The 26,056-nt window shown below is 62.7% G+C and carries 26 protein-coding genes; 17 read left to right on the top strand and 9 right to left on the bottom strand.

Annotated elements, in window-relative coordinates; all coding sequences use genetic code 11:
* Nucleotides 1-149: 149 nt before the first annotated feature.
* From J4721_RS06410 to J4721_RS06345, 14 genes are all read left to right on the top strand, one after another.
* Nucleotides 150-797, top strand: coding sequence for a hypothetical protein (locus J4721_RS06410; RefSeq protein ID WP_211002452.1), 648 nt, complete (start codon nucleotides 150-152; stop codon nucleotides 795-797).
* Complete coding sequence (locus J4721_RS06405; protein ID WP_211002453.1) at nucleotides 794-1,165, top strand: head-tail adaptor protein; 372 nt, start codon at nucleotides 794-796, stop codon at nucleotides 1,163-1,165. Before J4721_RS06410 ends, J4721_RS06405 begins: the two co-directional genes overlap by 4 nt.
* Nucleotides 1,162-1,569 carry a DUF3168 domain-containing protein gene (locus J4721_RS06400; RefSeq protein WP_014874866.1) on the top strand — a complete coding sequence of 136 codons (408 nt, stop codon included), beginning with the start codon at nucleotides 1,162-1,164 and terminating at the stop codon, nucleotides 1,567-1,569. Before J4721_RS06405 ends, J4721_RS06400 begins: the two co-directional genes overlap by 4 nt.
* Nucleotides 1,570-1,671: 102 nt before the next feature.
* Nucleotides 1,672-2,085, top strand: coding sequence for a phage major tail protein, TP901-1 family (locus J4721_RS06395; protein WP_014874865.1), 414 nt, complete (start codon nucleotides 1,672-1,674; stop codon nucleotides 2,083-2,085).
* A gap of 13 nt (nucleotides 2,086-2,098) precedes the next feature.
* The gene (locus J4721_RS06390) at nucleotides 2,099-2,503 is read left to right on the top strand and encodes a gene transfer agent family protein (RefSeq protein ID WP_102876742.1); all 405 of its coding nucleotides are present in this window, start codon (nucleotides 2,099-2,101) and stop codon (nucleotides 2,501-2,503) included.
* Nucleotides 2,500-2,757, top strand: a complete 258-nt coding sequence (locus J4721_RS06385; protein ID WP_211002454.1) for a rcc01693 family protein — start codon at nucleotides 2,500-2,502, stop codon at nucleotides 2,755-2,757. The genes J4721_RS06390 and J4721_RS06385 overlap by 4 nt, the downstream gene beginning before the upstream one ends.
* Nucleotides 2,750-3,406: a phage tail tape measure protein gene (locus J4721_RS06380; RefSeq protein WP_211002455.1), complete on the top strand. Its 657-nt coding sequence runs from the start codon at nucleotides 2,750-2,752 to the stop codon at nucleotides 3,404-3,406. The genes J4721_RS06385 and J4721_RS06380 overlap by 8 nt, the downstream gene beginning before the upstream one ends.
* Nucleotides 3,407-3,421: 15 nt before the next feature.
* The gene (locus J4721_RS06375; protein WP_102870048.1) at nucleotides 3,422-4,054 is read left to right on the top strand and encodes a DUF2460 domain-containing protein; all 633 of its coding nucleotides are present in this window, start codon (nucleotides 3,422-3,424) and stop codon (nucleotides 4,052-4,054) included.
* Complete coding sequence (locus J4721_RS06370; RefSeq protein WP_211002456.1) at nucleotides 4,054-5,004, top strand: DUF2163 domain-containing protein; 951 nt, start codon at nucleotides 4,054-4,056, stop codon at nucleotides 5,002-5,004. Before J4721_RS06375 ends, J4721_RS06370 begins: the two co-directional genes overlap by 1 nt.
* Nucleotides 5,001-5,471, top strand: coding sequence for an NlpC/P60 family protein (locus J4721_RS06365; RefSeq protein ID WP_211002457.1), 471 nt, complete (start codon nucleotides 5,001-5,003; stop codon nucleotides 5,469-5,471). Before J4721_RS06370 ends, J4721_RS06365 begins: the two co-directional genes overlap by 4 nt.
* Nucleotides 5,471-9,451: a glycoside hydrolase/phage tail family protein gene (locus J4721_RS06360; protein ID WP_211002458.1), complete on the top strand. Its 3,981-nt coding sequence runs from the start codon at nucleotides 5,471-5,473 to the stop codon at nucleotides 9,449-9,451. Before J4721_RS06365 ends, J4721_RS06360 begins: the two co-directional genes overlap by 1 nt.
* A 12-nt stretch (nucleotides 9,452-9,463) precedes the next feature.
* A complete protein-coding gene (locus J4721_RS06355) occupies nucleotides 9,464-9,760 on the top strand; it encodes a hypothetical protein (protein ID WP_102876737.1) in 297 nt (98 codons plus the stop codon).
* 292 nt (nucleotides 9,761-10,052) lie between these two features.
* Nucleotides 10,053-10,868 (top strand): serine O-acetyltransferase, encoded by an 816-nt coding sequence (gene cysE / locus J4721_RS06350; protein WP_014880158.1) that lies wholly within the window; start codon nucleotides 10,053-10,055, stop codon nucleotides 10,866-10,868.
* 504 nt (nucleotides 10,869-11,372) lie between these two features.
* Nucleotides 11,373-12,149 carry a glutathione S-transferase family protein gene (locus tag J4721_RS06345; protein ID WP_211002459.1) on the top strand — a complete coding sequence of 259 codons (777 nt, stop codon included), beginning with the start codon at nucleotides 11,373-11,375 and terminating at the stop codon, nucleotides 12,147-12,149.
* A 377-nt stretch (nucleotides 12,150-12,526) separates the two neighbouring features.
* Here the strand turns inward: J4721_RS06345 and J4721_RS06340 are convergent, their stop codons facing one another.
* The 5 genes from J4721_RS06340 to pgk all read right to left on the bottom strand — a co-directional run bounded on the left by J4721_RS06340 (nucleotide 12,527) and on the right by pgk (nucleotide 18,320).
* Complete coding sequence (locus J4721_RS06340; RefSeq protein WP_211002460.1) at nucleotides 12,527-13,849, bottom strand: pyruvate dehydrogenase complex dihydrolipoamide acetyltransferase; 1,323 nt, start codon at nucleotides 13,847-13,849, stop codon at nucleotides 12,527-12,529.
* Between the two features lie 12 nt (nucleotides 13,850-13,861).
* Complete coding sequence (locus J4721_RS06335; protein ID WP_211002461.1) at nucleotides 13,862-15,241, bottom strand: pyruvate dehydrogenase complex E1 component subunit beta; 1,380 nt, start codon at nucleotides 15,239-15,241, stop codon at nucleotides 13,862-13,864.
* Nucleotides 15,242-15,257: 16 nt separating this feature from the next.
* Nucleotides 15,258-16,271 carry a pyruvate dehydrogenase (acetyl-transferring) E1 component subunit alpha gene (gene pdhA / locus J4721_RS06330; RefSeq protein WP_211002462.1) on the bottom strand — a complete coding sequence of 338 codons (1,014 nt, stop codon included), beginning with the start codon at nucleotides 16,269-16,271 and terminating at the stop codon, nucleotides 15,258-15,260.
* Between the two features lie 302 nt (nucleotides 16,272-16,573).
* Complete coding sequence (locus J4721_RS06325; protein WP_014880143.1) at nucleotides 16,574-16,873, bottom strand: septum formation initiator family protein; 300 nt, start codon at nucleotides 16,871-16,873, stop codon at nucleotides 16,574-16,576.
* 256 nt (nucleotides 16,874-17,129) lie between these two features.
* On the bottom strand, nucleotides 17,130-18,320 hold the full coding sequence (gene pgk / locus J4721_RS06320; protein ID WP_211002463.1) for a phosphoglycerate kinase: 1,191 nt from the start codon (nucleotides 18,318-18,320) through the stop codon (nucleotides 17,130-17,132).
* Between the two features lie 181 nt (nucleotides 18,321-18,501).
* On the opposite strand from pgk, the gene J4721_RS06315 reads away from it, so the two are divergent.
* The 3 genes from J4721_RS06315 (at nucleotide 18,502) to J4721_RS06305 (ending at nucleotide 20,768) form a co-directional block, all read left to right on the top strand.
* On the top strand, nucleotides 18,502-19,008 hold the full coding sequence (locus tag J4721_RS06315; RefSeq protein ID WP_014874849.1) for a peptidylprolyl isomerase: 507 nt from the start codon (nucleotides 18,502-18,504) through the stop codon (nucleotides 19,006-19,008).
* Complete coding sequence (locus J4721_RS06310) at nucleotides 19,001-19,552, top strand: peptidylprolyl isomerase (RefSeq protein ID WP_211002464.1); 552 nt, start codon at nucleotides 19,001-19,003, stop codon at nucleotides 19,550-19,552. The genes J4721_RS06315 and J4721_RS06310 overlap by 8 nt, the downstream gene beginning before the upstream one ends.
* 241 nt (nucleotides 19,553-19,793) lie before the next feature.
* Complete coding sequence (locus tag J4721_RS06305) at nucleotides 19,794-20,768, top strand: DUF3179 domain-containing protein (protein WP_211002465.1); 975 nt, start codon at nucleotides 19,794-19,796, stop codon at nucleotides 20,766-20,768.
* Nucleotides 20,769-20,855: 87 nt separating this feature from the next.
* Here the strand turns inward: J4721_RS06305 and J4721_RS19890 are convergent, their stop codons facing one another.
* The 4 genes from J4721_RS19890 to J4721_RS06285 all read right to left on the bottom strand — a co-directional run bounded on the left by J4721_RS19890 (nucleotide 20,856) and on the right by J4721_RS06285 (nucleotide 25,944).
* Entirely contained in the window at nucleotides 20,856-22,352 is a 1,497-nt protein-coding gene (locus J4721_RS19890) for a calcium-binding protein (protein ID WP_211002466.1), read from the bottom strand.
* 241 nt (nucleotides 22,353-22,593) lie between these two features.
* Nucleotides 22,594-23,838, bottom strand: coding sequence for a calcium-binding protein (locus J4721_RS06295; RefSeq protein ID WP_102854722.1), 1,245 nt, complete (start codon nucleotides 23,836-23,838; stop codon nucleotides 22,594-22,596).
* A 242-nt stretch (nucleotides 23,839-24,080) separates the two neighbouring features.
* Nucleotides 24,081-24,623: a polymer-forming cytoskeletal protein gene (locus J4721_RS06290; RefSeq protein ID WP_014874844.1), complete on the bottom strand. Its 543-nt coding sequence runs from the start codon at nucleotides 24,621-24,623 to the stop codon at nucleotides 24,081-24,083.
* Complete coding sequence (locus J4721_RS06285) at nucleotides 24,613-25,944, bottom strand: M23 family metallopeptidase (protein WP_014874843.1); 1,332 nt, start codon at nucleotides 25,942-25,944, stop codon at nucleotides 24,613-24,615. The genes J4721_RS06290 and J4721_RS06285 overlap by 11 nt, the downstream gene beginning before the upstream one ends.
* Between the last annotated feature and the right edge of the window lie 112 nt (nucleotides 25,945-26,056).

Below are 26,056 nucleotides of genomic sequence, written 5' to 3'. Positions count from 1 at the left end.
GGTGCCGTCCGCGGATGCGCGCCCCGGCCACTGTCGTCCAGCTGCTCCCCTTCCGTCCCGCGGCAGCAGCCCGGCGCGCATCCGCCCCGACCCATCCGGCAACAGCCAGCCCGAGCAGCCCCCGAACGAACAGCCGTTGGAGTGAAGAGATGATGTTGAATGAAGTGACACCGGTGCCAGAGGCAGTCCTGCCGCAAGAGGCGTTCAAGGCGCATCTGCGTCTGGGCACCGGGTTTGACGAGGCGGGGTTGCAGGAGGCGGTGTTGATCAGCTTCCTGCGCGCGGCCATCGCGGCGATCGAGGCACGCACCGGCAAGGTGTTGCTGGCGCGGGATTTTTTACTGACCCTTTCGACCTGGCGCGACCCGCAGGTGCAGGCGCTGCCGCTGGCGCCGGTGCAGATGATTCAATCGGTAACACTGGTGGATGGATCAGGCAGTGAACAGCTGCTGGCCCCGCAGCGCTATCGGCTGGAACCCGACAGCCAGCAGCCCCGGCTGCGCCCGGTGGGGGGACCGCTGCCGACGGTTGCCAGTGGTGGTGCGGTGCGGATTGCGATCCGCGCAGGCATGGCCAACAGCTGGGCGGCGCTGCCCGGTGATCTGGCGCAGGCGGTGCTGATGCTGGCGGCGCATTACTATGAATTTCGCGATGACACCCGGCTGCAGGGCGGTTGTATGCCCTTTGGTGTCACCAGCCTGATTGAACGCTACCGCGCCCTGCGGGTGAGCCTGGGGGTGGGGGCCGCTGGGGACCGTGGGTTTGGTCGCAACTTCGGACCGGGGGCAGGCGCATGAGCCGCCGCACCACCTCCCACCGCGCATCCGCCACGACACCACGTCTCAACCGTTGTCTGGCGCTGGAAGATCCGCGCCGCACCTGGGATGGCGCGGGCGGGTTTCTTGAGGCATGGCAGCTGCTTGGCCACCATTGGTGCGAGCTGCGTGCCCTCAGTGGCCGCAGCACCGACCAATCCGGCACCAGCCTGTCGCTGCAACGCTACCGCATCACTCTGCGTGCCCATCCCACCGGCAGCCCTGCGCGGCCCCGGCCGGACCAGCGGCTGCGCGATGGTGTCCGGATCTTTCGCATTGATGCGGTGGCCGAGGGCGACCCCGACGGCCGCTACCTGACCTGTTTCGCCACCGAGGAGACCACCGCATGACCTATGCTCTGGCCCTGCCATTGCAGGAATCCCTGTTTCAGCACCTCAGCGCGGACCCCGATCTGACCACCGCGCTGAGCGGCGCGATTTATGACGCGCTGCCTGCAGGCACGCTGCCGCAGACCTATGTGACTCTTGGCCCCGAGGAGGTGCGCGACCGCTCTGATCGCAGTGGCGCCGGTGCCCATCACCGGGTGGAGATCACCGTGCATACCGATACTGCCGGGTTCGCCGGGGCAAAGGCGATTGCCGCCATGCTCTGTGACAGCCTCGCCAGCGCCTCGCTGACCCTGTCACGCGGGCGGCTGGTGGGCCTGTGGTTTGAACGCGCCAGCGCCAGCCGCAACTCTTCCGGTGGCCGCCAGATCCGCCTGCGCTTTGCCGCGCGGCTGGAGGATGTCTGACCGCAGTCAATCCATAACAGTTCATATAATTCAGATAATTACGCGGTTCAGCTCATGTTTTTTGTGCCGTGCCGCCCCCTTCAACCACAGGAGATCACCACGATGAGTGTCCAAAATGGCAAGGATCTATTGGTCAAGGTCGATATGACTGGCGACGGTCAGTTCGAAACCATCGCAGGGCTGCGCGCCACGCGGATCAGCTTCAACGCCGAAAGCGTCGATGTCACCAGTCTGGAAAGCCAGGGCGGCTGGCGCGAGCTGCTGTCCGGCGCGGGGGTACGTTCGGCCAATATCTCCGGCTCTGGCATCTTTCGCGATGCCGGGACGGATGAGCGGGCGCGGCAGCTGTTCTTTGACGGGCTGACCCCGGCGTTTCAGGTGATCATCCCCGATTTCGGTATTGTCGAAGGCGCGTTTCAGGTGACCGCGCTGGAATATGCCGGCAGCCACAATGGCGAGGCGACCTATGAGCTGTCGCTGGCCAGCGCCGGGGCGCTGGTCTTCACCGCGATCTAAGGAGGGACCGATCATGACCTCCTCTCAACAGTCAGCCTCAGCCGTGCCCACCCAAGCAGCCAATCCCTATGCGGGCGAGGTGGCCCTTCGGATCAATGGCGAGACACTGGCGCTGAAACTCACTCTCGGGGCGCTGGCGACGCTGGAAACGCGGCTCAGGACAGGATCGCTGATTGATCTGGTGACCCGGTTCGAAAGCGGCGGGTTCTCGGCGGCGGATGTGCTGGCGCTGCTGGCGGCAGGGCTGCAGGGCGGTGGTCACCGGCTGAGTGAGGCCGATCTGGCTGCTGCCGATATCGACGGCGGTCCGATGCAGGCCGCACGGACCGCCGCACAGCTCCTGGCGCGCAGCTTTGCGCTGCCGGGAGAGGCAGGCGCGCAGGTTCCGGGAGAGGGGCCGGGATCGGTGGCCCCATGACGCTCCGGCAGCGCACCACAGATGGGCAGAACACCGGCCTTGACTGGCCGGCGCTGATACGGGCGGGGCTGGTGGGGCTGCGCCTCACGCCGGATCAGTTCTGGCGCCTCACCCCGGCAGAGCTGCGGCTGATGCTGGGGCAGGACACTGGCGCCGTCCCTTTGGGGCGGGCAGGTCTGGATCGGCTGATGCACGCCTTCCCGGATCCCGCCGCGCCGAAATCCCCAGAAACAGGAGCAGTGAGCGATGAGTGACACAGGACTGAACCAGCTGGAACAACAGGGCGAGGCGCTGAGCGACAGCCTTGGCGATGCGGCGGGCATGGCCGCCACATTCGATGCCGAACTGCGTCGGGTGCGCGCCGCCTTTGCCGCCACCGGCAAGGACGCCGAAACACTGGAGCGCGGTATGTCCAAGGGGCTGCGCCGTGCCTTTGACGGCGTTGTCTTTGACGGCATGAAGCTCTCGGATGCGCTGGATACCATGGCGCAGTCGATGATCCAGACCACCTATTCGGCGGCCATCAAACCCGTGACCAGCCATGTGGGCGGGTTGCTGTCGGATGGGGTGGGCAAGCTGATGAGCGGCATTCTCCCCTTTGCCGACGGGGCGGCATTTTCACAAGGCCGGGTGATGCCCTTTGCCAAGGGGGGGATCGTCAGCGGCCCGGTGAGATTTCCCATGCGCGGCGGCACCGGGCTGATGGGCGAGGCAGGCCCAGAGGCGATCCTGCCGCTGACCCGTGGCGCTGATGGCGCGCTTGGTGTGCGCAGTCAGGGGGGCGGAGCGACCTCAGTCGTGATGAACATCCAGACCCCCGATGTGCAGGGATTTCAACGCAGTCAGGGCCAGATCGCGGCCCAGCTGAGCCGCGCCCTGTCGCGTGGCAATCGCAACCGCTGAGCCGGAGGACAGCAGATGAATTTTCACGAGGTCAGATTTCCCGCATCGCTGAGCTTCGGCTCAATCGGCGGACCGGAGCGGCGCACCGATGTGGTGACGCTTGCCAATGGGCATGAGGAACGCAACACCCCCTGGGCGCATTCGCGGCGCCGCTATGACGCGGGGCTGGGTCTGCGGGGGTTGGAGGATATCGAGGCGCTGATTGCCTTTTTCGAGGCACGGCAAGGCCAGATGTATGGTTTCCGCTGGAAAGATTGGTCCGACTACAAATCCGCCCGCGCCACGCAGGACGTGACCTTTGGGGATCAGGTGATCGGCATGGGCGACGGGGCGCAGCAGGTGTTCCAGCTGAGCAAGACCTATCGCTCAGGCAGCTTTGCCTATCAGCGTCCGATAACGAAACCTGTGGCGGGCAGCGTGCGCATCGGGATTGAGCAGGACGCCTTGCAGGAGACGGTTGACTACACGCTCGACAGCGCCCTTGGCACCATCACGCTGGCGCATCCGCCAGAGGCGGGCCTGTCGGTGAAGGCGGGGTTTGAGTTTGATGTGCCGGTGCGCTTTGACACCGACCGGATCCAGACCAGCGTGGCGTCCTTTCAGGCGGGCGACGTGCCCAATGTCCCAGTGGTGGAGGTGCGGGTCTGATGGCGGGGGTAAGCGAGGCGTTTCAATCCCATGTGGCCAGCGGTCTGACCACGCTGTGTCGTTGCTGGCTGGTGACCCGCAGCGATGGCGTGCGGTTTGGCTTTACCGATCATGACCGCGACCTACGGTTCGAAAGCGCTGCCGAGGGCGAGGCCGGTCTGCTGTTTCGCGCAGGCACAGGCCTGACGGCGCGCAGCCTGCAACAGGCCACCGGGCTGGCGGTCGACAACACCGAGGCGCTCGGTGCGCTGAGCGATGCCGCCATCCGCGAAGACGAGATCGAGGCCGGGCGCTTTGACGGCGCCGAGGTGCGCTGCTGGCTGGTGAACTGGGCCGATGTCTCGGTGCGCTGGTTGCAGTTTCGCGGCAGCTTTGGCCAGATCCGCCGTGCCGGTGGCGCATTTGAGGCGGAGCTGCGCGGCCTGACGGAGGCGCTCAATCAGCCGATGGGGCGGATCTACCAGAAACCCTGCACGGCGGTGCTGGGCGATGGCGCCTGCCGCTTTGACATGACAACGCCGGGTTACACGATGGAGCTGGCCGCCGAAGAAATCCGTGAGGGGCAGTATTTTGGATTTGCCGCCCTGCCGGGGTTTGAGCCGAACTGGTTCACGTCGGGTCGTCTCACGGTGAGGAGCGGTGCAGCAGCGGGGCTGTGGGGCTGGATCAAGCAGGACCGTCAGCAGGTCGGACGGCTGGGACAGGACGCAAGCGCCCCGGATCCGAACGCAGAGCACCGCCAGCTGACCCTGTGGGAGCCGTTGCGGGCGCAGATCCGCCCCGGCGATCTGCTGCATCTGGCAGCGGGCTGCGACAAGCGGCTGAAGACCTGCCGGCTGAAGTTTAACAATGGCGTCAATTTTCAGGGCTTTCCGGATATCCCCGGCGAAGACTGGGTGATGAGCGTGCCGCGCCAGAGCGGCAATAACACCGGCGGTAGCCGCAGATGAGCGGCGCCACGGGGATATCGCGCGCCCAGCTGGTTACAGCGGCGCGGGGGTGGCTGGGCACGCCCTATGTGCATCAGGCCGCCCGGCGCGGTGCTGGCTGCGATTGCCTCGGCCTGATCCGGGGGGTCTGGCGCGAGGTCTACGGCCAGGAGCCGGAGGCGGTGCCGGGCTATACGATGGACTGGTCCGAACCGCAGGGCGAAGAGGCGCTGTGGCAGGCGGCTCTGCGCCATCTCAGCCCCCGACCGCTGCATGAGGCGCGCGCCGGTGACGTGATCCTGTTTCGGATGCGCCGGGGGGCGGTGGCCAAACATATCGCGCTGCAAACTGAAGCCGGCACCATGCCGCGGTTCATCCATGCCTATAGCGGCCACGGTGTGGTCGAGAGCGCATTGAGCCAGCCGTGGCGACGGCGGATCGTGGCGCGGTTTTCCTTTCCTGATGTTGATGCTGATGAGGTGACGTGATGGCGACCATTCTTCTTTCTGCGGCGGGGGCGGCCCTTGGCGGCTCGGTTGGGGGGGCTGTGGCGGGTCTGTCCTCGGTAGCGATTGGCCGCGCACTTGGCGCCACCGTCGGACGCGCCATCGACAGCCGCCTGCTGGGGGCGGGCAGTGAGCCGGTGGAGACCGGCCGGGTGGAACGCTTCCGCCTGACCCATGCCAGCGATGGCCAGCCGATTGCGCAGGTCTATGGCCGGATGCGGGTGGGCGGGCAGGTGATCTGGGCGTCTGAGTTCCGCGAGACCTCCACCACCAGTGGCGGCGGTGGCAAGGGCGGCGGTCCGCGCCAGCCCAAGGTCACCAGCTACAGCTATGATGTCTCGCTGGCGGTGGCGGTCTGCGCCGGAGAGGTCGCCTCCATCGGGCGGGTCTGGGCTGATGGGGAGGAGGTCGCGCCTAAGGATCTGAACATGACCGTCTATCGCGGCACCATGGACCAGCTCCCCGATCCGGTGATTGAGGCGGTGGAGGGTGCGGGCGAGGTGCCCGCCTATCGTGGTACCGCCTATGTGGTGATGGAGAACCTGGCGCTGGAGCGTTTTGGCAACCGGGTGCCGCAATTCTCGTTTGAGGTGCTGCGTGCAGAGCAACCGGCCTCCAGCACCTATGATCTGGATCTGCCGCAGCTGGTGCAGGGGGTTGCCCTGATGCCGGGGACCGGGGAATACGCGCTGGCCAGCACGCCGGTGCATTACGACCACGGGCCGGGACAGGCCAAGCCCGCCAATTCGCACAGCCCCTCGGGGGAGACCGATCTGGTCACTTCGCTGACGACACTTGGCGAGGAGCTGCCCGCCTGTGGCGCGGCCTCGCTGATTGTGTCGTGGTTTGGCAATGATCTGCGCTGTGGGGCCTGTACCGTCAAACCGAAGGTGGAGCGGCAGCATATCGAGGGGGCGAATATGCCCTGGTCAGTGGCCGGGCTGGCCCGCACAGAGGCCGAGCTGATCGCGCGGCAGGATGACAGACCCATATACGGCGGCACCCCCACCGATGCCTCGGTGATCGAGGCCATTCGCGCAATGCAGGCGCAGGGCAAGCGGGTGATGTTCTACCCGTTTATCCTGATGGATCAGATGGCGGGCAATGATCTGCCCGATCCCTGGAGCGGTGAGCCGGGACAGGCGCATCTGCCCTGGCGTGGACGGATTACCCTGTCACGGGCACCGGGCCAGCCCGGCAGCCCCGATGGCACGGCTACGGCGCGTATGGAGGTGCAGCAGTTCTTTGGCACGGCAACGGCGGCGGATTTCACCGTGGCTGACGGGAGCGTCACCTATAGTGGCCCGTTGGAGGATTGGGGGCTGCGGCGGTTTATCCTGCATAATGCCGCGCTTTGTGCGGCGGCAGGCGGGGTGGAGGCGTTCTGCATCAGTTCGGAGATGCGTGGGCTGACCCAGATCCGCGATGAGGCAGGCTTTCCTGCGGTGGCGGAGCTGCGGGCGCTGACACAGGAGGTGCGCCAGATCCTCGGGCCGGACACCCAGATCGGCTATGCCGCCGACTGGTCGGAATACTGGGGCTACCAGAGCCCGGAGGGGGATCGCTATTTCCACCTCGATCCGCTGTGGGCGGATGAGCAGATCGATTTCATCGGCATCGACAATTACATGCCGCTGTCCGACTGGCGCGAGGGGGAGGATCATCTGGACGCCAAAGCGGGCGCGCCCAATATCTATGACCTCAGGTATCTGCGCGCCAATATCGAAGGCGGCGAGGGCTATGACTGGTATTACCACTCGCCCGAGGCCGAGGCGGCCCAGATCCGCACCCCGATCACCGATGGCGCCTATGATGAGCCGTGGATCTGGCGTTACAAGGATCTGCGCAGCTGGTGGTCCAAGCCGCATCATGACCGGATCAACGGGCAACGTGCCGCGCTGCCCACGGCATGGGAGCCGCAGAGCAAACCGATCTGGTTCACCGAACTGGGCTGTGCCGCCATCGACAAGGGCACCAATCAGCCGAATAAGTTTCTGGATCCCAAAAGCTCGGAATCCAAACTGCCGAAATTCTCTGACGGGCAGCGCGATGACATGATGCAGCTGGCCTATCTGCGTGCTCTTTTGGGCTATTGGCAGGAGGAGGGGAAAAACCCCGTCTCCGAGGTCTATGACGGCCTGATGCTGGATATGTCGAACGCCTATGTCTGGGCCTGGGACGCGCGGCCGTTTCCGACCTTTCCCAATGCGGTGGAGGTCTGGAGCGACGGGGAGAATTACCTGCGCGGCCATTGGCTGAACGGGCGGGTGGGGCAGCGCACGCTGGCCTCGGTGCTGGAGGAGATCTGTGCCGCCTCGGGTGTTGCGGCGATTGATGTCAGTGACCTGCCAGCGCTGGTGCGCGGCTATGCGATCAGCGACGTTGGTGAAGCGCGCGCCGCGCTGCAGCCACTGTTGCTGCGCCACGGGGTGGATGCCATCGAACGCGACGGGCTGCTGCGGTTCCGCCTGCGCAATGGGCGACAGGACGCAGCGCTGGATCTGGCGCAACTGGTTGAGGGGCAGGAGCTGGACGGGGTGCTGGAACAGACCCGCGCGCCGGAGGCCGAGCTGGCCGGGCGGATGCGGCTGCGCTTTGTCGAATGGGGCGGGCGCCATGATCTGCGCGGCGAGGAGGCGGTGCTGCCCGATGAGGCCACCCATGCGGTGAGCGACAATGAGCTGCCGATGGCGCTGACCCGCGCCGAGGGGCGGCAGGTGGTGGAGCGCTGGCTGAGCGAGGCCCGTATGGCCCGTGATACCCTGCGGCTGGAGCTGCCGCCCTCGGCTATGGCGCTGGGCGCGGGCGATGTGATCCGCCTGCCGCTTGCCGGGGCAGAGGCAGGCCCGGAGGTAGGCTCAGAGGCAGGTCCGGAGGTTGGCAGCCGTGCGCAGGCCCGGTACCGGATCGACCGGGTCGAACAGGGCGCGGCACAGCTGATCGAGGCGGTGCGGATTGAGCCGGAGAACTACCAGCCTGCACCAGTGCCGGAGGAACTGCCCGGTGTCACCGCCTTTGCGGCTCCAGTGCCGGTGCTGCCACTGTTCATGGATCTGCCGCTGATTGGCGGCGATGAGGTGCCCCATGCGCCGCATCTGGCAGTGACCGCGCAGCCCTGGCCGGGGAGCGTTGCCCTGTATGGCGCGCAGAGTGATGCGGATTATGTGCTGGAAGAGGTTGTGGCCGCGGCCTCCACCATTGCCATCACCAACACGGTGCTGCCTGCGGGCGCGCTGGGCCGCTGGGAGCGCGGTGCAGATCTGGAAGTCGATATGATCACGGGTCAATTCCAGAGCCGGGACCGGGCAGCGGTGCTGAACGGGGCTAATCTGGTGGCGATTGGCGATGGCAGCCCCGGCAATTGGGAGCTGCTGCAATTTGCCAAGGCCGAGCTGATCGCGCCGGGCCGCTATCTGCTGCGCGACCGGCTGCGTGGGCAGCAGGGCAGCGATGCGCGGATGCCGGTGGCCTGGCCCAAGGGGTCTTATGTGGTGGCGCTGGATGGCACGCCGCAGCAGATCACTCTGGCTGCCAATCAGCGCGGCCTTAGCCGTCACTACCGCATCGGCACCGCCCGGCGTGCCTATGATGACCCGAGCTATGTGCATCTGGAGGCGGCCTTTGCCGGTGAAGGTCTGCGCCCCTATGCGCCGGTGCATTTGCGCCAGAAAGGCGTGTTGGGCGCCGGTGCGGTCGGGCTGGACTGGATCCGCCGCAGCCGCACCGACGGCGACCGCTGGGATCTGGCGGAGATCCCCTTGGGCGAGGATCTGGAGCGCTACCGCCTGCGGGTGCTGCGCGGCAGTGACGTGCTGCGCGAGGAGCTGCTGGACAGTCCCGGCTGGAGCTATCCGGTGGCGGCCCAGACAGCGGATGCGGTGGCGCCGGGCGATCGCGTCGAGGTGGCGCAAGTCTCGGCCCGCTACGGGGCGGGCGCGGCCACGGCCCTACGGCTCGCCTGAGGCGGGACGGGGATGCGGCGTCCTATCCTGCCCGGCGACATCACCAGCACCGCCCGGGCGTTGCTGGCGGTGGCCCCGGCGCAGCGGCGCGTGCTGTGCGAGCGGATCTTTGCCGGGGCCGGGCAGGCGTTGCGCCATTCGCGCCGCCATCGGCGGCTCTGTCCGGACTGGGGGGATGGCTCCCTGAGTGCTGCGGCGCGGAAATTCCCGCTGGCGGATGAGCCGTTTTACGATGCGCCGCAATATCTGTCCTGTACCCGGCTGGTGCTGGCCCAATTGGCGCGTCATGTCAGGCATAATCCGGAGTGATCCGGTGCCACGCTGCGCTGACGCCACCGGGTGTCGCGGCTGTGAGGATCGAAGGGGGTAGCGCGCTGGCACAGGCTGTCAGCGCGCTCACATTTCGTGCCGCACAGAGGCTGTGCGGATACGCATGTGGCCTGATCTTGCGCGTGGATGGCCGTAAAATCAACGGGCTGCCCGACCATATCTGCTGAACCTAGGCGAAAGATCAGCAGATCCGATGGCTGTCATCACGGATTTGCGGTTGGCCTTTTTGCGCTTACATAGGTAATCTGGTCGCAACACAGGAGGCAGAGCCATGCTTGAGACGCGCCACGCCGTTAGTTCCGTTGATCCGGTTTGGGATCAGATCACCACCGAGGCGCAGGACGCCGTGCGCCGCCAGCCGCTGATGGGCGGGCTGATCCATGCCTGCATCCTGCATCACACCTCGCTTGAGAAGGCGCTGTCCTATCGCATTGCGGCCAAGCTCTGCTCCAATGAGATGTCGATGGTGATCCTGCGCGAAATTGTCGACAAGGCCTATGGGGAAAACCCGGATCTGATTGCCGCTGGACGTGCCGATCTGATGGCGGTCTATGAACGTGATCCGGCCTGCCATCGCCTGTTGCAGCCGATCCTCTACTTCAAGGGCTATCAGGCGGTGCAGGCTTACCGGGTCGCCCATTGGCTGTGGCAGAAGGGTGATTACGACCTGTCCTATTTCTTCCAGATGCGAATTTCCGAGATCTTTGGCGTCGATATCCATCCGGCGGCCAAAATCGGCCGCGGCATTATGATCGACCACGCCCATTCCATTGTTATCGGTGAAACCGCTGTGGTTGGTGACAATGTATCGATGCTGCATTCGGTGACCCTCGGCGGTACCGGCAAGGAAGAGGAAGATCGCCATCCGAAGATCGGCGATGGTGTGCTGATCGGGGCCGGTGCCAAGGTTCTGGGCAACATCAAGGTCGGCCATTGCAGCCGCATTGCGGCCGGATCGGTGGTGCTGCAGGAGATCCCGCCCTGCAAGACCGTGGCGGGCGTGCCGGCCAAGATCGTCGGCGAGGCGGGCTGCGATCAGCCGTCAGTGAGCATGAATCAGGTGCTGGGAGGCGGCAAGCCGCAATAGGCCGCGCCGCTCTGCGGGTCTGAACATGGCGGGCGGTGCGCGTGCCGCCATTGGTGCATTTGTGAGTATTTTTGGAAAGATGACGATGGAGAGGGGCGGCGCTGGCGGCCCCTTTTTTCGTGGGGTGGAGGGTGATAGTGCGGCCTCAATCACAAAGATAACACTGTCGGCGCTCTTTGAACCGTTTTGAGTGTGATGACGCCCTGTGGATGTCGGCAACGCGGGGCAAACTTACCTGTGAGTTTAGAGTAATCAATGGCTGTTTTTGATCTGTCGCAAGGATCAGACCTGCTTTTGCCAGTCTCAATTGTCATTGTTCGAGTGCGGGGGCGCTTGTGATCAGCCCCACCCTAAGTGGCCGAGTTTGAATGTTCGTCCATGATCGGCCTGGGTCCATCGGAGTGATGACCTCCGGGGCTGGTGGGCGGTCGCCTTACAGTCGTGAGCGGTTGTTCGCAGATCGGGATGGTTTACTGCAGTTGATGCCGCCTGAAAATTCGGCTGATGACGCATCCTCATGACAGTTTTTGGCATGATGTCAGAATATTGCTGGAACTGATAGTAAAGGGACTTCTTATGCTGAAACTACTCACATTTCCGCCCAGTTTTGACGAACCGAGCCACAGCCCATTTTGCGTAAAAGCCATGATATTGCTGCAGATGTCAGGCCAAATCTGGCAACGCGAAAACATTGCCAACCCGTCATCGATGCCACATGGAAAGCTGCCGGTTCTGCGAGTGAAGGGACAGCTCATTCCTGATAGTGAATTGATAGAAAACTGGCTGACCAGCCAAGGCGCAGATTTTTACCTCAACCTCACAGATGAACAGAAATCTCTCGGACATGCCGTTATCCGGATGGTTGAAGAAAGCCTACGGCTATCGCTTATCTATGACAGGTGGCTGGACGACCAAAACTGGGCTCATATCTGGCCAGTTTTCTTCGCGGAGGTTCCTGGACCAATACGGAAACTTGTATCCGGTATGGCGCGTAGAACTGTAAGATCCGGACTGTTGAGCAACGGCGTCGCTTTGATGTCGCAAGAGCAACGTCTTCAAAAGGCAGAAAACGATTTGGACGCGTTGGGCCAGATCATCGGATCAGACGCTTTCATACTTGGGGATACCCCCACAGCTGTTGATGCAGCGGTCCTGCCAGTTTTGAGCATGATTGACAGGCTTCCGGTTGCGACCAAGACAACATCTCTCCTGCGTAGCAAGGAATGGGTTCAAGGATATTTGGAGCGCGGGCGTTCTGCTCTTTATTCAGACCTCATTTGACGGCGAGGATGAATAAAAGCGCATCGAAGGGAGTACAGGCTAATTGAGGCAGCACTGGCTGAGCCAAGCAGACGTTCAATTCATAGCCGCCACCGTGCCCGCACTGAGTGAGTTTTGTTAGCCTGAGCTCGCGCTCGCGCCGACGGGAGGCTCTACCAGTGAGCATGTGGCTTGGATCTCCTTCTGTGCCGCAATAGCCGACGACTTTGTAAAGTCCTCAATCTGCGAGGAGGTTACACTCGTGAACACCTAACGGTGCTTGCGGCGCTCCAGGGGATGTCCGAACAGGCCCTTCGAACCAATTACTCAAGACACAAAAAAGGACCGAGGATAACCCGGTCCTTTTTAATTCTGTACCTGTCAATGCTGGCGGCGGTTTAGGCCAGCATCATCATCGGGTTTTCGAGGTTGTCCTTGATCGCGTTCAGCAGTTCGGCGCCAAGGGCGCCGTCGATGACGCGGTGGTCGACGGACATGGTCACCGACATCACGGTGGCCACGGCCAGCTCGCCGTCTGCACCGACAACCGGTTTTTTGACCCCGGCGCCGACGGCAAGGATGCCTGCGTGCGGCGGGTTCACGATGGCGTCGAAATTGTCGATGCCGAACATGCCGAGGTTGGAGATCGCGAAAGAGCCACCCTGGTATTCATGCGGCGCAAGCTTGCGGTCGCGGGCGCGTTTGGCGAGGTCTTTCATCTCCGTCGACAGCGTCGAGAGCGATTTGGTGTCGCTGTTCTGCAGGACGGGCGTGAACAAGCCGCCCTCAATCGCGACGGCGACCGCCACATCAGAGGCCTCCATCTTCAGCACGCGATCCCCGGCCCAGACGGCGTTTGCGTCCGGCACGGCCTGCAGCGCGAGGGCGCAGGCCTTGATGATGAAGTCATTGACCGAGAGTTTGACGCCACGGGCCTCCAGCTGTTTGTTCAGCTCGCCGCGGAACTTCAGCAGCGCATCCAGCTGGATGTCGCGGCGCAGGTAGAAATGCGGCACCGTTTGCTTGGCTTCGGTGAGGCGGGCGGCGATGGTCTTGCGCATGCCGTCCAGTTTGACCTCCTCATAGGTGCGGCCTTCGTACATACGGGCGACCTGATCGGCAGAGGGACCAGTGGAGGCAGCTGCGGCTGGGGCTGCGGCGGTTGCCGGAGCGGCTGCTGCCGGGGCTGCTGCGGCCTGCGGTTTGGCGTTTTCCACGTCGGCCTTCACGATGCGGCCACGGGGGCCGGAGCCGTTCAGCTGGGCCAGATCCAACCCCTTGTCAGCCGCGATACGGCGCGCCAGAGGCGACGCAAAGATGCGGTTGCCATCGGCGCTCTGCGGGGCTGCAGGGGCTGGTGTTGCCCCTGCGGCGGCCTGAGCCGGTGCAGGAGCAGCTTTCTCGGACGCCGCAGGGGCGGCCTCGTCTGCGGCGGCTGCAGGTGCAGCTGGGGTGGCGCTGATGTCGTCAGCGCTTTCGCCATCTTCCAGCAGCACGGCGATGGGGCTGTTGACCTTCACGCCTTCAGAGCCTTCGGGGATCAGGATCTTGCCGATCACCCCTTCGTCGACGGCCTCAAATTCCATCGTCGCCTTGTCGGTTTCGATTTCCGCCAGAAGGTCGCCGGAGGCGACGGTGTCGCCTTCCTTCACGAGCCATTTGGCGAGCGTGCCTTCCTCCATGGTGGGAGAGAGGGCGGGCATCAGGATTTCTGTGGGCATCGCTGTCTCTCCTTACCGGTAGGTTACTTGTTTCACCGCTTCGATCACCTCATCGGTGGTGACCAGCGCGTGTTTTTCGAGATTGGCGGCATAGGGCATGGGCACGTCCTTGCCGGTGCAGGTGATGACGGGGGCGTCGAGGTAATCAAACGCCTCCTGCATCACGACGGAGGAGATATAGCTGCCAACAGAGCCCTGCGGCCAGCCTTCCTCAACTGTAACCAGACGGTTGGTCTTCATCACCGATTTGATGATGGAACCGGTGTCCATCGGGCGCAGGGTACGCAGGTCGATGACCTCGGCGCTGATGCCATCCTCGGCCAGTTTCTCCGCCGCTTCCAGCGCATAGGTCATGCCGATGCCAAAGGAAACGATGGTGACGTCAGAGCCTTCCCGCCAGATCCGGGCCTTGCCAAAGGGAACGGTGTAATCATCCAGCTTCGGCACATCAAAGGATTTGCCGTAGAGGATTTCGTTCTCAAGGAAGATCACCGGGTTGTTGTCGCGGATGGCGGTTTTCATCAGACCTTTGGCGTCGGAGGCGGAGTAGGGCATCGCCACCTTCAGGCCGGGGATCTGCATGTACCAGGCGGCATAATCCTGGCTGTGCTGTGCGCCCACGCGGGCGGCGGCGCCATTGGGGCCACGGAATACCATCGGTGCGCCCATCTGCCCGCCCGACATATAGAGCGTCTTGGCGGCAGAGTTGATGATGTGGTCAATCGCCTGCATGGCGAAGTTGAAGGTCATGAATTCCACAATCGGGCGCAGACCGCCAAAGGCCGCGCCGGTGGCGATGCCGGCAAAACCATGTTCGGTGATCGGGGTGTCGATCACGCGTTTGGGGCCGAATTCGTCCAGAAGACCCTGAGAGATCTTATAGGCCCCCTGGTATTCGCCGACTTCTTCGCCCATCAGGAAGACGTCTTCGTCGCCGCGCATCTCTTCAGCCATGGCATCGCGCAATGCTTCACGGACTGTGGTCTGGACCACTTCGGTGCCCTCGGGCCAGTCGGGGGTTGTGTCAACCACGGGTGCAGCGGGGGCCGCGACAGCAGTGGCTGGTGCCGCAGACTGGGCTGCGGGCGCCGCAGGGGATTCTGCTGCTTCGCTGGGTGCGGAAGACGCTGCACTGGCGTCGTAGGTTTCGCCCTCTTCGACCAAGACGGCAATAGGAGCGTTGACCTTGACGTTCTCGCTGCCTTCAGGGATCAGGATCTTGCCAATGACACCTTCGTCAACGGCTTCGAATTCCATTGTGGCCTTGTCGGTTTCAATCTCGGCGAGGATGTCGCCAGAGGTTACGGTATCGCCCTCTTTGACCAGCCATTTGGCTAGAGTGCCTTCCTCCATGGTCGGCGACAGGGCGGGCATCAGGATTTCAGTTGCCATATCGTGTTACGTCCCCTCAGGCGGTTTCTTGCGGCAGATCGTCCGCATAAATATCGGTCCAGAGTTCTTCGAGCGCCGGTTCCGGGCTTTCTTTGGAGAAGTCTGCGGATTTGTTGACGATGTCTTTGATCTCTTTGTCGATCGCCTTCAGATCATCCTCGCTTGCGTGGCTGCCAGTCAGCAGCATTTCGCGAACTTGTTCGATGGGATCGCGTTCTTCACGCATTTTCTGCACCTCTTCGCGGGTGCGGTATTTGGCGGGGTCGGACATGGAGTGACCGCGATAGCGGTAGGTTTTGACCTCAAGGATATAGGGGCCTTTGCCCGCGCGGCAGTGGGCGACGGCGCGTTCGCCGGCCTCTTTTACCGCCAGCACATCCATGCCGTCCACTTCTTCGCCCTTGATGCCGTAGGCTTCGCCGCGTTTCCACAGGGCGGGGGATTTGGTCGAGCGCTGGACCGAGGTGCCCATGGCGTATTGGTTGTTTTCAATGACAAAAACCACCGGAAGCTCCCAGAGCTGGGCCATGTTGTAGGTCTCGTAGACCTGACCCTGGTTGGCCGCGCCATCGCCGAAATAGGCGAATGTCACGCGGTCGTTGCCTTTGTATTTGTCAGAGAAGGCGAGGCCTGCACCCAGTGGCACCTGCGCGCCGACGATGCCGTGGCCGCCGTAGAAATGTTTCTCCTTGGAGAACATATGCATCGAGCCGCCCTTACCCTTGGAGTAGCCGCCTTCGCGGCCGGTCAGCTCGGCCATGACGCCGTTGGGGTCCATGCCACAGGCCAGCATATGGCCGTGATCGCGGTAGGAGGTGACACGTTTGTCGCCGTCTTCGGCGGCAGCCTCAAGACCGACAACAACCGCTTCTTGTCCAATATAGAGGTGGCAGAAGCCGCCAATCAGACCCATGCCATAGAGCTGGCCGGCCTTTTCCTCGAATCGCCGGATCAGCAGCATCTCGCGGTAGTATTCGAGCAGCTCATCGGCAGAAACGTTTGGTTTCTTGACACTTTTTCTCGCAGCCATAGTGGCGGGCTCCCCCTTAAGGCTAGATAGTTTAATGCTAAACTAGTTCATAATGGATTTTACGACGTCATGCGAGTGTTATTATGACGTGCGGTCACCAAGGGGTAAAGACGATGGCGTTTTCCGGGGGTAACGTTGGGCGAGGTGGCAGGCATGATGCCGGTTTTAAGAGGCGTCTGCGCTGGGGTCGAAATGGCAAGCGGCGGGCAGGGCGCGCAGGGTTCCCCCATCATGGCAAAACGCCCGCAAGCGGGGCTGCGGGCGGTGACACATCGATGACTGTGGTCTGCTGGCTGGGCACGTTAGCGGATGACAATCTCATCAGCGCGCAACAGGCCAAGGACCGAGCGGGCCTGCTCATCCAGCAGATCCAGATCGAGATAGTCATCAGACAGCCGGTGGGTGAGATTTTCCATCTGCGCGGTTTCGCGTTTCAGCTGGTCGAGATCCTGACGCAGCGCTTCGGCCTCGGCCTGGATCTCGACCCGCCTGAACAACCCGAAGTCGCCCTGCACGGCGGCAAAGGTAAAATATGCGCTGAGTGCGAATGCAATCGTTGAGAAAACGAATGCGCCCAGAGAGGGTCGGTTGCTTCGGGTCACGGTGGATAGCCTGTATGATCTGCTGCTCAAGTCTCGCGCCAGTTTGCCCGGCGTCTGCAACAATACTGCCACAGGCAACATGGTTTGTGAAACGTAAAAATTGTTAATTTTGAACATTCTCAGGCAAAACCGCACCCCAACCGGGTGGCAGGGGTGCGAATGGTAAACAGATGGTTAATGCGCTCTGCGGATCGCTGCGATCTTAACCTTTTGCGGCAGCGATGGCGTCAGGTCGACGACAGACCGCGGGGCCGATTCAACCTTCGAGGGCGGCAACGCCGGGCAGGGTCTTGCCCTCCATCCACTCCAGGAAGGCACCGCCCGCGGTGGAGATATAGGTGAAATCAGCCGCAGCCCCGGCCTGATTGAGGGCGGCCACGGTGTCGCCGCCGCCTGCCACGCTGACCAGCGCGCCGGATTTGGTGAGGCTGGCGGCCTGTTGTGCAGCGGCATTGGTGGCAGCATCAAAGGGCGCGATTTCAAAGGCGCCCATCGGGCCATTCCAGATCAGCGTTTTGGAGGCGGAAAGCGTATCGGCGACGGCGGCGACGGTCTGCGGGCCTGCGTCCAGGATCATCGCATCGGCGGGGCAGGCGTCGGCGGCGACGGTTTCATTGTCGGCCCCGGCCTTAAACTCGCGCGCGACCACGACGTCGATGGGTAGGATGATCTTACAGCCCTGAGTTTCGGCCTTGCTCAGGATCTCGCGGGCGGTGTCGGCCATATCATGCTCACAGAGGGATTTGCCCACGTCGATGCCCTGTGCCGCGAGAAAGGTATTGGCCATGCCGCCACCAATCACCAGATTGTCGACCTTGCCGACCAGATTGCCCAGAAGCTCGAGCTTGGTGGAGACTTTGGCGCCGCCGACGACGGCTGTCACCGGGCGCTGGGGTTGGCCAAGGGCGGCTTCAAGCGCTGTCAGCTCGGCCTGCATCAGACGACCAGCACAGGCGGGCAGCAGACGGGCCAGCGCTTCGGTCGAGGCGTGGGCGCGGTGGGCGGCAGAAAACGCATCATTGCAGTAGATATCGCCCAGCTTGGCCATCTCAGCGGCAAGATCGGCGTCGTTCTTTTCCTCGCCCGCGTGGAAGCGGGTGTTTTCCAGCAGCAGCACGCCACCGGCTGGCAGGCCCCGAGCGGCGGCTTCGGCAGCGGGGCCACGGCAATCCGCGGCAAAGGTGACGGGGGCGCCGAACGCGGCCTCAAGTGCTGGCACCAGTGGGCGCAGCGACATCTCTGCGACGACCTTGCCCTTTGGACGGCCGAAATGCGCCAGCAGAATTGGCGTGCCGCCTGCGGCGAGGATATCCTTGATCGTGGGGGCGACGCGCTGGATGCGGGTGTCATCGGTGACCCGGCCATCCTCAACCGGGACGTTGATATCGACGCGCACCAGAACGCGCTTGCCTGCCAGGTCCATCGTGTCGAGTGCGTTCCAGCCCATGATCATATCCTTCTTTGGTCTTGGTTTGATGCGCCAGCGGCGGAAACTGTGCCGCTGGCGGTGTTGGCGCGATGTTTCGGGGCTTTTTGCCGCTCAGTCAATGCTCTGTGACCAAAGCTCCCTTGGCAATTGCGGGCGCTGGCCTTAACTATCGGGCAAATGCAAAGAACAGGAGCGCCACATGGCCGAGATCAAAGACCCCGAAAACACCATCATCATGGAGCTGAAAGACGGCAAGGTGGTGATCGAACTGCTGCCCGACGTGGCCCCTCAGCACAGCGCGCGCATGAAAGAACTGGCCCGTAGCGGCGCATATGACAATGTGGCGTTTCACCGGGTGATCGATGGTTTCATGGCGCAGACCGGCGACGTGCAGCACGGCGACATGGAAGACGGGTTCAACCTGCGTATGGCGGGCACCGGTGGCTCTGATCTGCCGAATGTTCCGGCGGAATTCTCCAAGCTGCCGCATGACCGTGGCACGCTGGGCGCGGCGCGCTCCGCCAACCCGGATTCGGCCAACTCTCAGTTCTTCATCAACTTCAAGGACAACCACTTCCTGAACGGTCAATACACGGTCTATGGCCGCGTGATCGAGGGGATGGAGCATGTCGATGCGATCACCCGGGGTGAGCCGCCTGCGAACCCTGACCGCATGGTCAGCGTCAAGGTGGCAGCCGATGTATAAGCTGGCAGCGGTATTTGCGCTGATGGCGGGTCCGGCACTGGCCAGCGGTCTGGAGATCGCGGTTGAGGGTGAGGGCGCCAATGGCACCATCAAGATCGACCTGTTCGAGGACGTGGCCCCCAAGCATGTCGAGCAGATCACCGCGCTGGCGGCTGAGGGCAAATATGATGGCGTGGTCTTTCATCGCGTGATCGAAGGCTTCATGGCGCAGACCGGTGATGTGGAATTCGGCAAGCTGGGTGGCGATATGCGCCGCGCGGGCATGGGCGGTTCCGAGCGCTCGGACCTGCCGGCCGAATTCTCCGATCTGGAGTTTGATCGCGGTGTGGTCGGCATGGCCCGCTCGCAGGATCCCGATAGCGCCAATTCGCAGTTCTTCATCATGTTTGCGCCGGGGCATTTCCTGAACGGTCAGTACACAATTGTGGGCAAGGTGACCGAGGGCATGGATGTGGTCGACGCGATCAAACGTGGCAGCGGCAGTCAGAACGGCGCCGTTGTCGGTCAGCCCGATGTGATGAAAACGGTCTCTGTGACTGAGTGAGCCTTGCCTCGCGTGATCTTGTGATCCGCAGGTCATTGTTTGAACGGCCCGTACCTTGACTGGTGCGGGCCGTTTGCTGTTTTCCGCCTAGGACACGGGCGCCTGTCACGGGCTTGTGCGATGCATGTGAGGCCGATTTGCGGCAAGCTGTGCCCCTGATTTGGGCCGGGGAACCCATGATCTGTGGGGTACAGGAAGGAGGCCAGCGATGTCACAGGCGGTCAGGAGAGAGAGATCCAGAATGCAAGATCGGGCCGTGGCGGTGCTGTCGCTGCTGTTGATGCTGCCATGGTTGGCGGCGGCCCGTGCTGATCCGGCCATCTGGGCGCGCGAATGGCCGACCACGGATTTTAGCCGCACCACTGTTGCGGATTGGGGCGAAATCAAATCAGGTGGTCCGCCAAAGGATGGCATCCCGGCCCTGAGCGATCCGGCGTTTCACCCTGCCGCGCAGGTGAAGGGGCTGAGCCCCGCCGAGCCGGTTGTGGTGCTGGATCTGCCGGGGCAGGCGGCGCGTGCCTATCCGCTGCGCTACCTGATCTGGCATGAAATCGTGAATGACCGGGTGAGCGGCACCCCGGTGGCAATCACCTATTGCCCCTTGTGCAATTCCGCGATGAGCTTTGACCGGCGGGTGGCTGGTCGCACCCTGAGTTTTGGTGTCACCGGCAAGCTGCGCCAGTCCGATATGGTAATGTATGACCGCGAGAGCGAGAGCTGGTGGCAGCAGGCCACCGGCACCGGGATCGTCGGAGCGATGACTGGCCGGGAGCTGCGGCAACTGCCGAGCTGGCTGGACAGTTGGCAGGGATTTCAGGCCGCCTACCCAAAGGGGTTGGTGATGGCCGAGCCGCGCCACAACCGTAGTTACGGGCGCAACCCCTATCAGGGCTATGACCGGTCGAACTGGCCGTTTCTTTATGATGGCGCGCCACCGCCCCATGGTATCGCGCCGCTGGCGCGTGTGGTGCGGGTGGGGGATCGGGCCTGGCCCTTGGCGCGCTTGGCCAAGGCCGGGGAAATCCGCGAGGCCGGGGTGATCCTCAGCTGGCGGGCCGGGCAGGCCTCGGCGCTGGATGCAGGACACGTCGGCAAGGGGCGCGATGTGGGGTCGGTTCGGGTGCAGGGACGCAATGGCGCGGATCTGCCCCATGATGTGATGTTTGCCTTTGCCTATCACGCCTTCTGGCCCAAGGGGGACTGGATGCTGGAGTGAGGGGGCGGCGCTCAGCTGAGTTCTGCACAAAAAATGGGCGCACCGACAAAGGCGCGCCCAAGGCCATATTCTGAGAGCGGTAACTGATCAGAACAGGAAGTTATCGGTATTCATCAGCTGGTCGACAGTCACGTCTTCGACCAGGATCGAGACATTGGCGAAAGTGATGCGTACATCCGCGCCCAGCTGTGCAAACCCAAGATGGTCGATCCGGTCGGCGCCACGGGTGATCTGGATCAGATCCTCACCCAGCTGGAAATCGGTGATGGTGTCACGGCCGGAGCCGCGGGCAAAGACAAAACTGTCGCCGCCGCTTCCACCGGTCAGACGGTCATGACCGGACTGGCCAATCAGCCGGTCGGCCCCATCGCTGCCAAACAAGGTGTCGTGGCCACGCCCGCCAATCAGCAGATCGTTGCCTCCATCGCCGCGCATCACGTCATGGCCTGCGCCGCCGCTCAGCCGGTCGTTGCCGGCGCCTCCGGTCAGCGTATCATTGGCGCGGCCTCCGGCCAGAGTATCGCGCCCGTCATCGCCGGTGATCAAATCGCGCCCACGTCCACCATTGAGGATGTCATCACCTGCGCCGCCATGCAGCGTATCGGCGCCATTGCCGGCCTTCAGCGTGTCATTGCCGGCGTTGCCGTCGAGGCTGTCGTGGCCGCTGCCACCGATCAACAGGTCATCGGCGTTGTCATCGGGGCCCACATCATTGTCGCCGCGCAGCGTGTCATTGCCCGCGCCGCCGATCAACGTGTCATTGCCGAGGCTGCCGCGCAGATTGTCATCACCTGCATTGCCGGAGAGGTGATCATCATCAAGCCCGCCATCAAGGAAGTCGTCGTTTTTCCCCCCGGAGAGCCTGTCTTCCCCGGCGCCTCCCAGCAGGAAGTCCTTGCCCGCACCGCCGGTGATCGTGTCGTCGCCGCCCCGGCCATGGATCATGTCAGAACGGTTGGTGTCATCGACATTGGTGCTGAGGAGGGCCTCATCCGTGGCGCTGCCTTCCTGAATATGCAGGGTCTGGTTGGTGAGCCGGACGGTTTCCACATCAAAGAGCATGTCGCGCCCCTTGGTGGTGGTCAGCAGTGCCCCGGCGCTGTCGTCAAAGGCGAAGCTGTAGGTGTGAACACCGTCTCCCAGAACCAGCTCATCCTGACCGGCGCCGCCAAAAATGGTGTCATCGCCGTCACCCGCGCGAATGGTGTCATTGCCGGCAAACCCGTTGATCCGCTCGCCGCCGTTCCAGGCAGAGGTGATGATGTCATCCCCGGAGAGGGCCACCGCCAGCAGCGCGTAGAGATCCCCATCCGCAATCATCTGCGAGGGCAGGGTGAAGCCGCTCACCGACATGATCAGCGACTGGTCATAAAACAGGCCAAAGCCATTGAGCGGGCTGTCGGGGCTCAGATTGCCACTTTCGTCAAAGCTGAAGCTGCCCTGAAACACCATGACAAAGGCACCATATTGCACCGCGATCTGGGTGTCCGTGGCGCTGAGGACCGCGACCTTGGTGAAATCGAAGTCACTGAAATCGAACGGCGGCGCCACATTTGACGCAGCCGTGACGAGAAGTTCTGCCATGGTCTGACCTACTGCTTGAATGCCTGACGCATCTTTTCGATGCTTTTGCGGTCAGCCTAGGCGGGAGGCTTTGGTCTGGGAAGGTTGCCGTTAATGAATTCTTAACCTTTGTTAAGCCTGTTGCGCAAATTCTTCACACCCGGATCTGTGTTTGTGCCGTCAACGGTTAGGAAAAAGGCGCATCCCTTGCGGGATACGCCTGTGATCTCGGGTAAACAGTCTGCCTCAGCAAAGACGAGGCTCAGAACAGAAAGTTGTCCGCATCCTCAATCTGCGCCAGCGTGCTGTTCTCCACCATGATGGTGACATCGGCAAAAGTGATCTGAACACTATTGCCTTGGCTGGTGAAGGTCAGATCATCGATCCCGTCAGCCCCGCGACCAATCTGGATCCGATCTTCGCCGACGGTGAAATCTGTGATGATGTCGGTGCCATAGCCGCGATGGAAGACAAATGTGTCGGCATGAGCACCGCCGGTCAGGGTGTCATTGCCCTCTTGGCCGATCAGCCGATCCTGCCCGCCATCGCCATAGATGCGGTCATTGCCGCGCCCGCCCAGGAGCTGATCCCAGCCGGAGTTGCCGCGCAGTACATCGTGACCATCCTGTCCGCGCAAAGTGTCGTGACCACCACCGCCGATGAGCTTGTCACCGTGAGAACCGCCGCTGATGGCGTCCTCGCCGAGGTCGCCGGCCAACCAGTCCCGTCCGGAACCACCCAGGAGGATATCGTGCCCATCGCCACCTTTTAATGTGTCGTGGCCCTCGCCGCCCATCAGGTGGTCGTTCCCCTCTTCGCCCAGCAGCATATCGCGCCCGGAGAGCCCGGCCAAAGTGTCAGCGCCAAGGCCGCCCAGCATGATGTCGCTGGTAAGGGTGTTGTCGCGATCGCCGCTCATTGAGGTGCTGCTGCTGGTGTCCACGCTCAGGGAAAAACTACGGTTGCTGAACTGCAGCTGTTCGATCGACAGCAGGGTATCTCTCCCGTCGGCAGAGTCGATCCACACGCCGCCGTAGACCGAGGAGATGTCCGCCCGGCCATAAGTGTCGTGAATGATCAGCCTGTCGGTGCCGTACCCTCCGTGAACGTAGTCATCGCCGATACCTAGGCTGATGACGTCATCACCGCCGTAGGCCAGCCAGCGGGTTCCTTCGGCCATATTCGAGGTGATTGTGTCATCACCTGTGAGAATGGCTGCTTCCAAGGCAGCGCCGCTGCTGGCGCTGAAGCGATAGAAGTTCATTGAGAACTCACTGATCGCGTAGACCGGTGTACCACCGGAGTTAACCGCCATCGACTCAATCGTCCAAAAATAGGGTGATGAAGATGAAAAATCCCCAGTCAGCGTGATGCTGGTGCCAGTGGGGCTGGTAAAAAACAACTGATTGACCGATCGGCTGTTCAGGCTGATGTTGTCAAAGCCAAGGTCGCCGAGGTTATTCAGCGACAGCGTGCCTGTCGGGTCATTTACGGTGAAAATAGCCATTGTCGAAAATATATGTCCTGATTGTGAGGGCGGCACGCATGATGCATGCAAATTTACCTATTTCCTACATTCGGCAACTTATAGGTGCAAGGCCCAGTGTTTCAGGTTGCGCACTCTCCATATGCGACGTTGCGTTCGCTCTGCCTGCCAGTAACGTAACGTGCGCAGCACACAAAAAACGCCGCAGGGGGTGACCTGCGGCGTTTGGCTATTCTTGGCTGCCTGAATAGGCAGCTGTGGGATCAGCCTTCGGATTTATGTGCCGCGGTGGCTGCGGTGACAGCGGCTGAGGGGGCTGGCGCCGGGGCTGCGGCGCGGGGCGCTGCGGCTTTGCCGGGGTTCAGCGGATCGTCCTGACGCTGAACGGAGCCTTCGAAATGAGCGCCGCTTTCGATCGCGATGGTCTTGTGGATGATGTCGCCTTCGACGCGGGCGGTCGAGGTCAGGCGCACCTTCAGGCCGCGCACGCGACCGACAATACGACCGTTGATCACCACGTCATCGGCAGTCACTTCGCCTTTGATGGTCGCGCTCTCGCCGATGGTCAGCAGATGGGCCCGGATGTCACCTTCGACGGTGCCTTCGACCTGAATGTCACCGGTGGTCTTGAGGTTGCCGGTGATGTGCAGATCCGAGCTGAGCACGGATGCCGGCGGCTTCGCCTTGGGGGCGGTTGCCTTGAAATCGCTGGCGGGCGGAACCGGAGCGGAAGACGGCGCAGGCGCCGCAGGGGTTGCTTCGGCCGCTTTCTGGCCGGGCTCGTTGATTTTGCTCTTAGAAAACATTTCTCGCAGCCTTGATATAGATCATCGGGTTTACGGGGTTGCCATTGACCCGAACCTCGTAGTGGAGGTGGGTCCCGGTGGACCGTCCGGTGTTACCCATATCACTGATGTGATCGCCGCGCGAGACCCTTTGACCGACCTTGACGCGGATGTTGGAGTTATGGGCATATTTCGTCTCAATGCCAAAGGCATGTTGAATTGTAACAAGTTTTCCGTAGCCGGATTGCCAGCCCGCATGGGTCACAACCCCATCAGCGGTAGCAAAGATATCGGTGCCGGTGCGGCCAGCGAAATCGGAGCCCTTGTGCAGGCGGCGACCGCCTGTTTTGGGGTCACGGCGATAGCCGAAGCCGGAGCTGCGGCGCACCAGATTGAGGTTCACCGGCGAGGCAAAGGGCGCCTTTTGCGCGGCCAGCCGATAGAGGTTCAGCTGATTCATCTGATGCAGCAGGTTATTGGCGCGCAGCTCCTCGCGGGTGGGTTCCTCACCGCGCGTGGACAGGGCTAAAGGGCTGAGCGGACCGCCCTGACCGCTATATCCGCGCCGTACCTGTTCCAGGATACGGTCGGTGGGCATTCCGGCGCTGCGGAACATTTTGTCGAGCGGTGCGACAGAAACTTCCATCGCCTCTTCCAGCTGGCGGAAGATCTGATCGTTGCGTTCATCCAGCAGACGCAGTTCCAGTTCCAGCGCGTCGCGCTGCTCAAGCGCGGATTGGGCGTTGGCCTCAATCTGGTCGCGCTGTGCGGCGGTTTCGGCCAGCGCGTCGGCCATGAATTCCATCTGAACCGGGGCGCTGACGGCCATCATCTGGGCGGGGCTGTCGGCGGCGGTTTCCTGCTTCAGCGCCACCAGCGCGTCGCGGGCGGTTTCGCGTTCCTTCATGGTCTGGCGCAGCGTGGTCTGAATCACCTCGATACCGGTTTCGAGTTCGCGGCGACGAGTCTCTGACGCGAGCAGTTCCGATTGCATGGAGGAGATCTGCGTCAAGGCGGCGTTGAACCGTTCCTGTGCGGCCAGCGCCTCGGCGGCGCGATCGTCGCGTTCGCCTGACAGCGCATTCAGCCGGGCGCGGTAGGTCATCTGATCGCGCTTGGCCTGCTCCCGGAAATTGCCGGAGCCGATGCTGTCCATCAGAACAATCGCAGTGGCAACAATAGACCAGGCCACCAGCAGCGCCATGCCCGCAAAGGCGATGAGCTGGGTTTCGGACCGGAGCCGAATGAAACGTGTATCTGAGTCAGACTTGAGGAACACCCGCCGTTCCGGAAACCGCCGTTCGAGAAATGCGTGAATTTTGATTGCCAGACGTGTCCGCACGCTTTGGTCCTTAGTCCTGCCCCAGTTGCGGCGCTGCGGTCACCGGCGCTCCTCCTGCCGGTTTCTTCTGGCCAGATCCGGTCCCATCGGAGCTGCCCTGCTGCAGTGCCAG

Origin of the sequence: Phaeobacter sp. HS011 (genome assembly GCF_018101215.1) — a bacterium.
Lineage (GTDB): Bacteria > Pseudomonadota > Alphaproteobacteria > Rhodobacterales > Rhodobacteraceae > Phaeobacter > Phaeobacter inhibens.
This window is presented reverse-complemented; position numbering and strand designations above follow the sequence as displayed.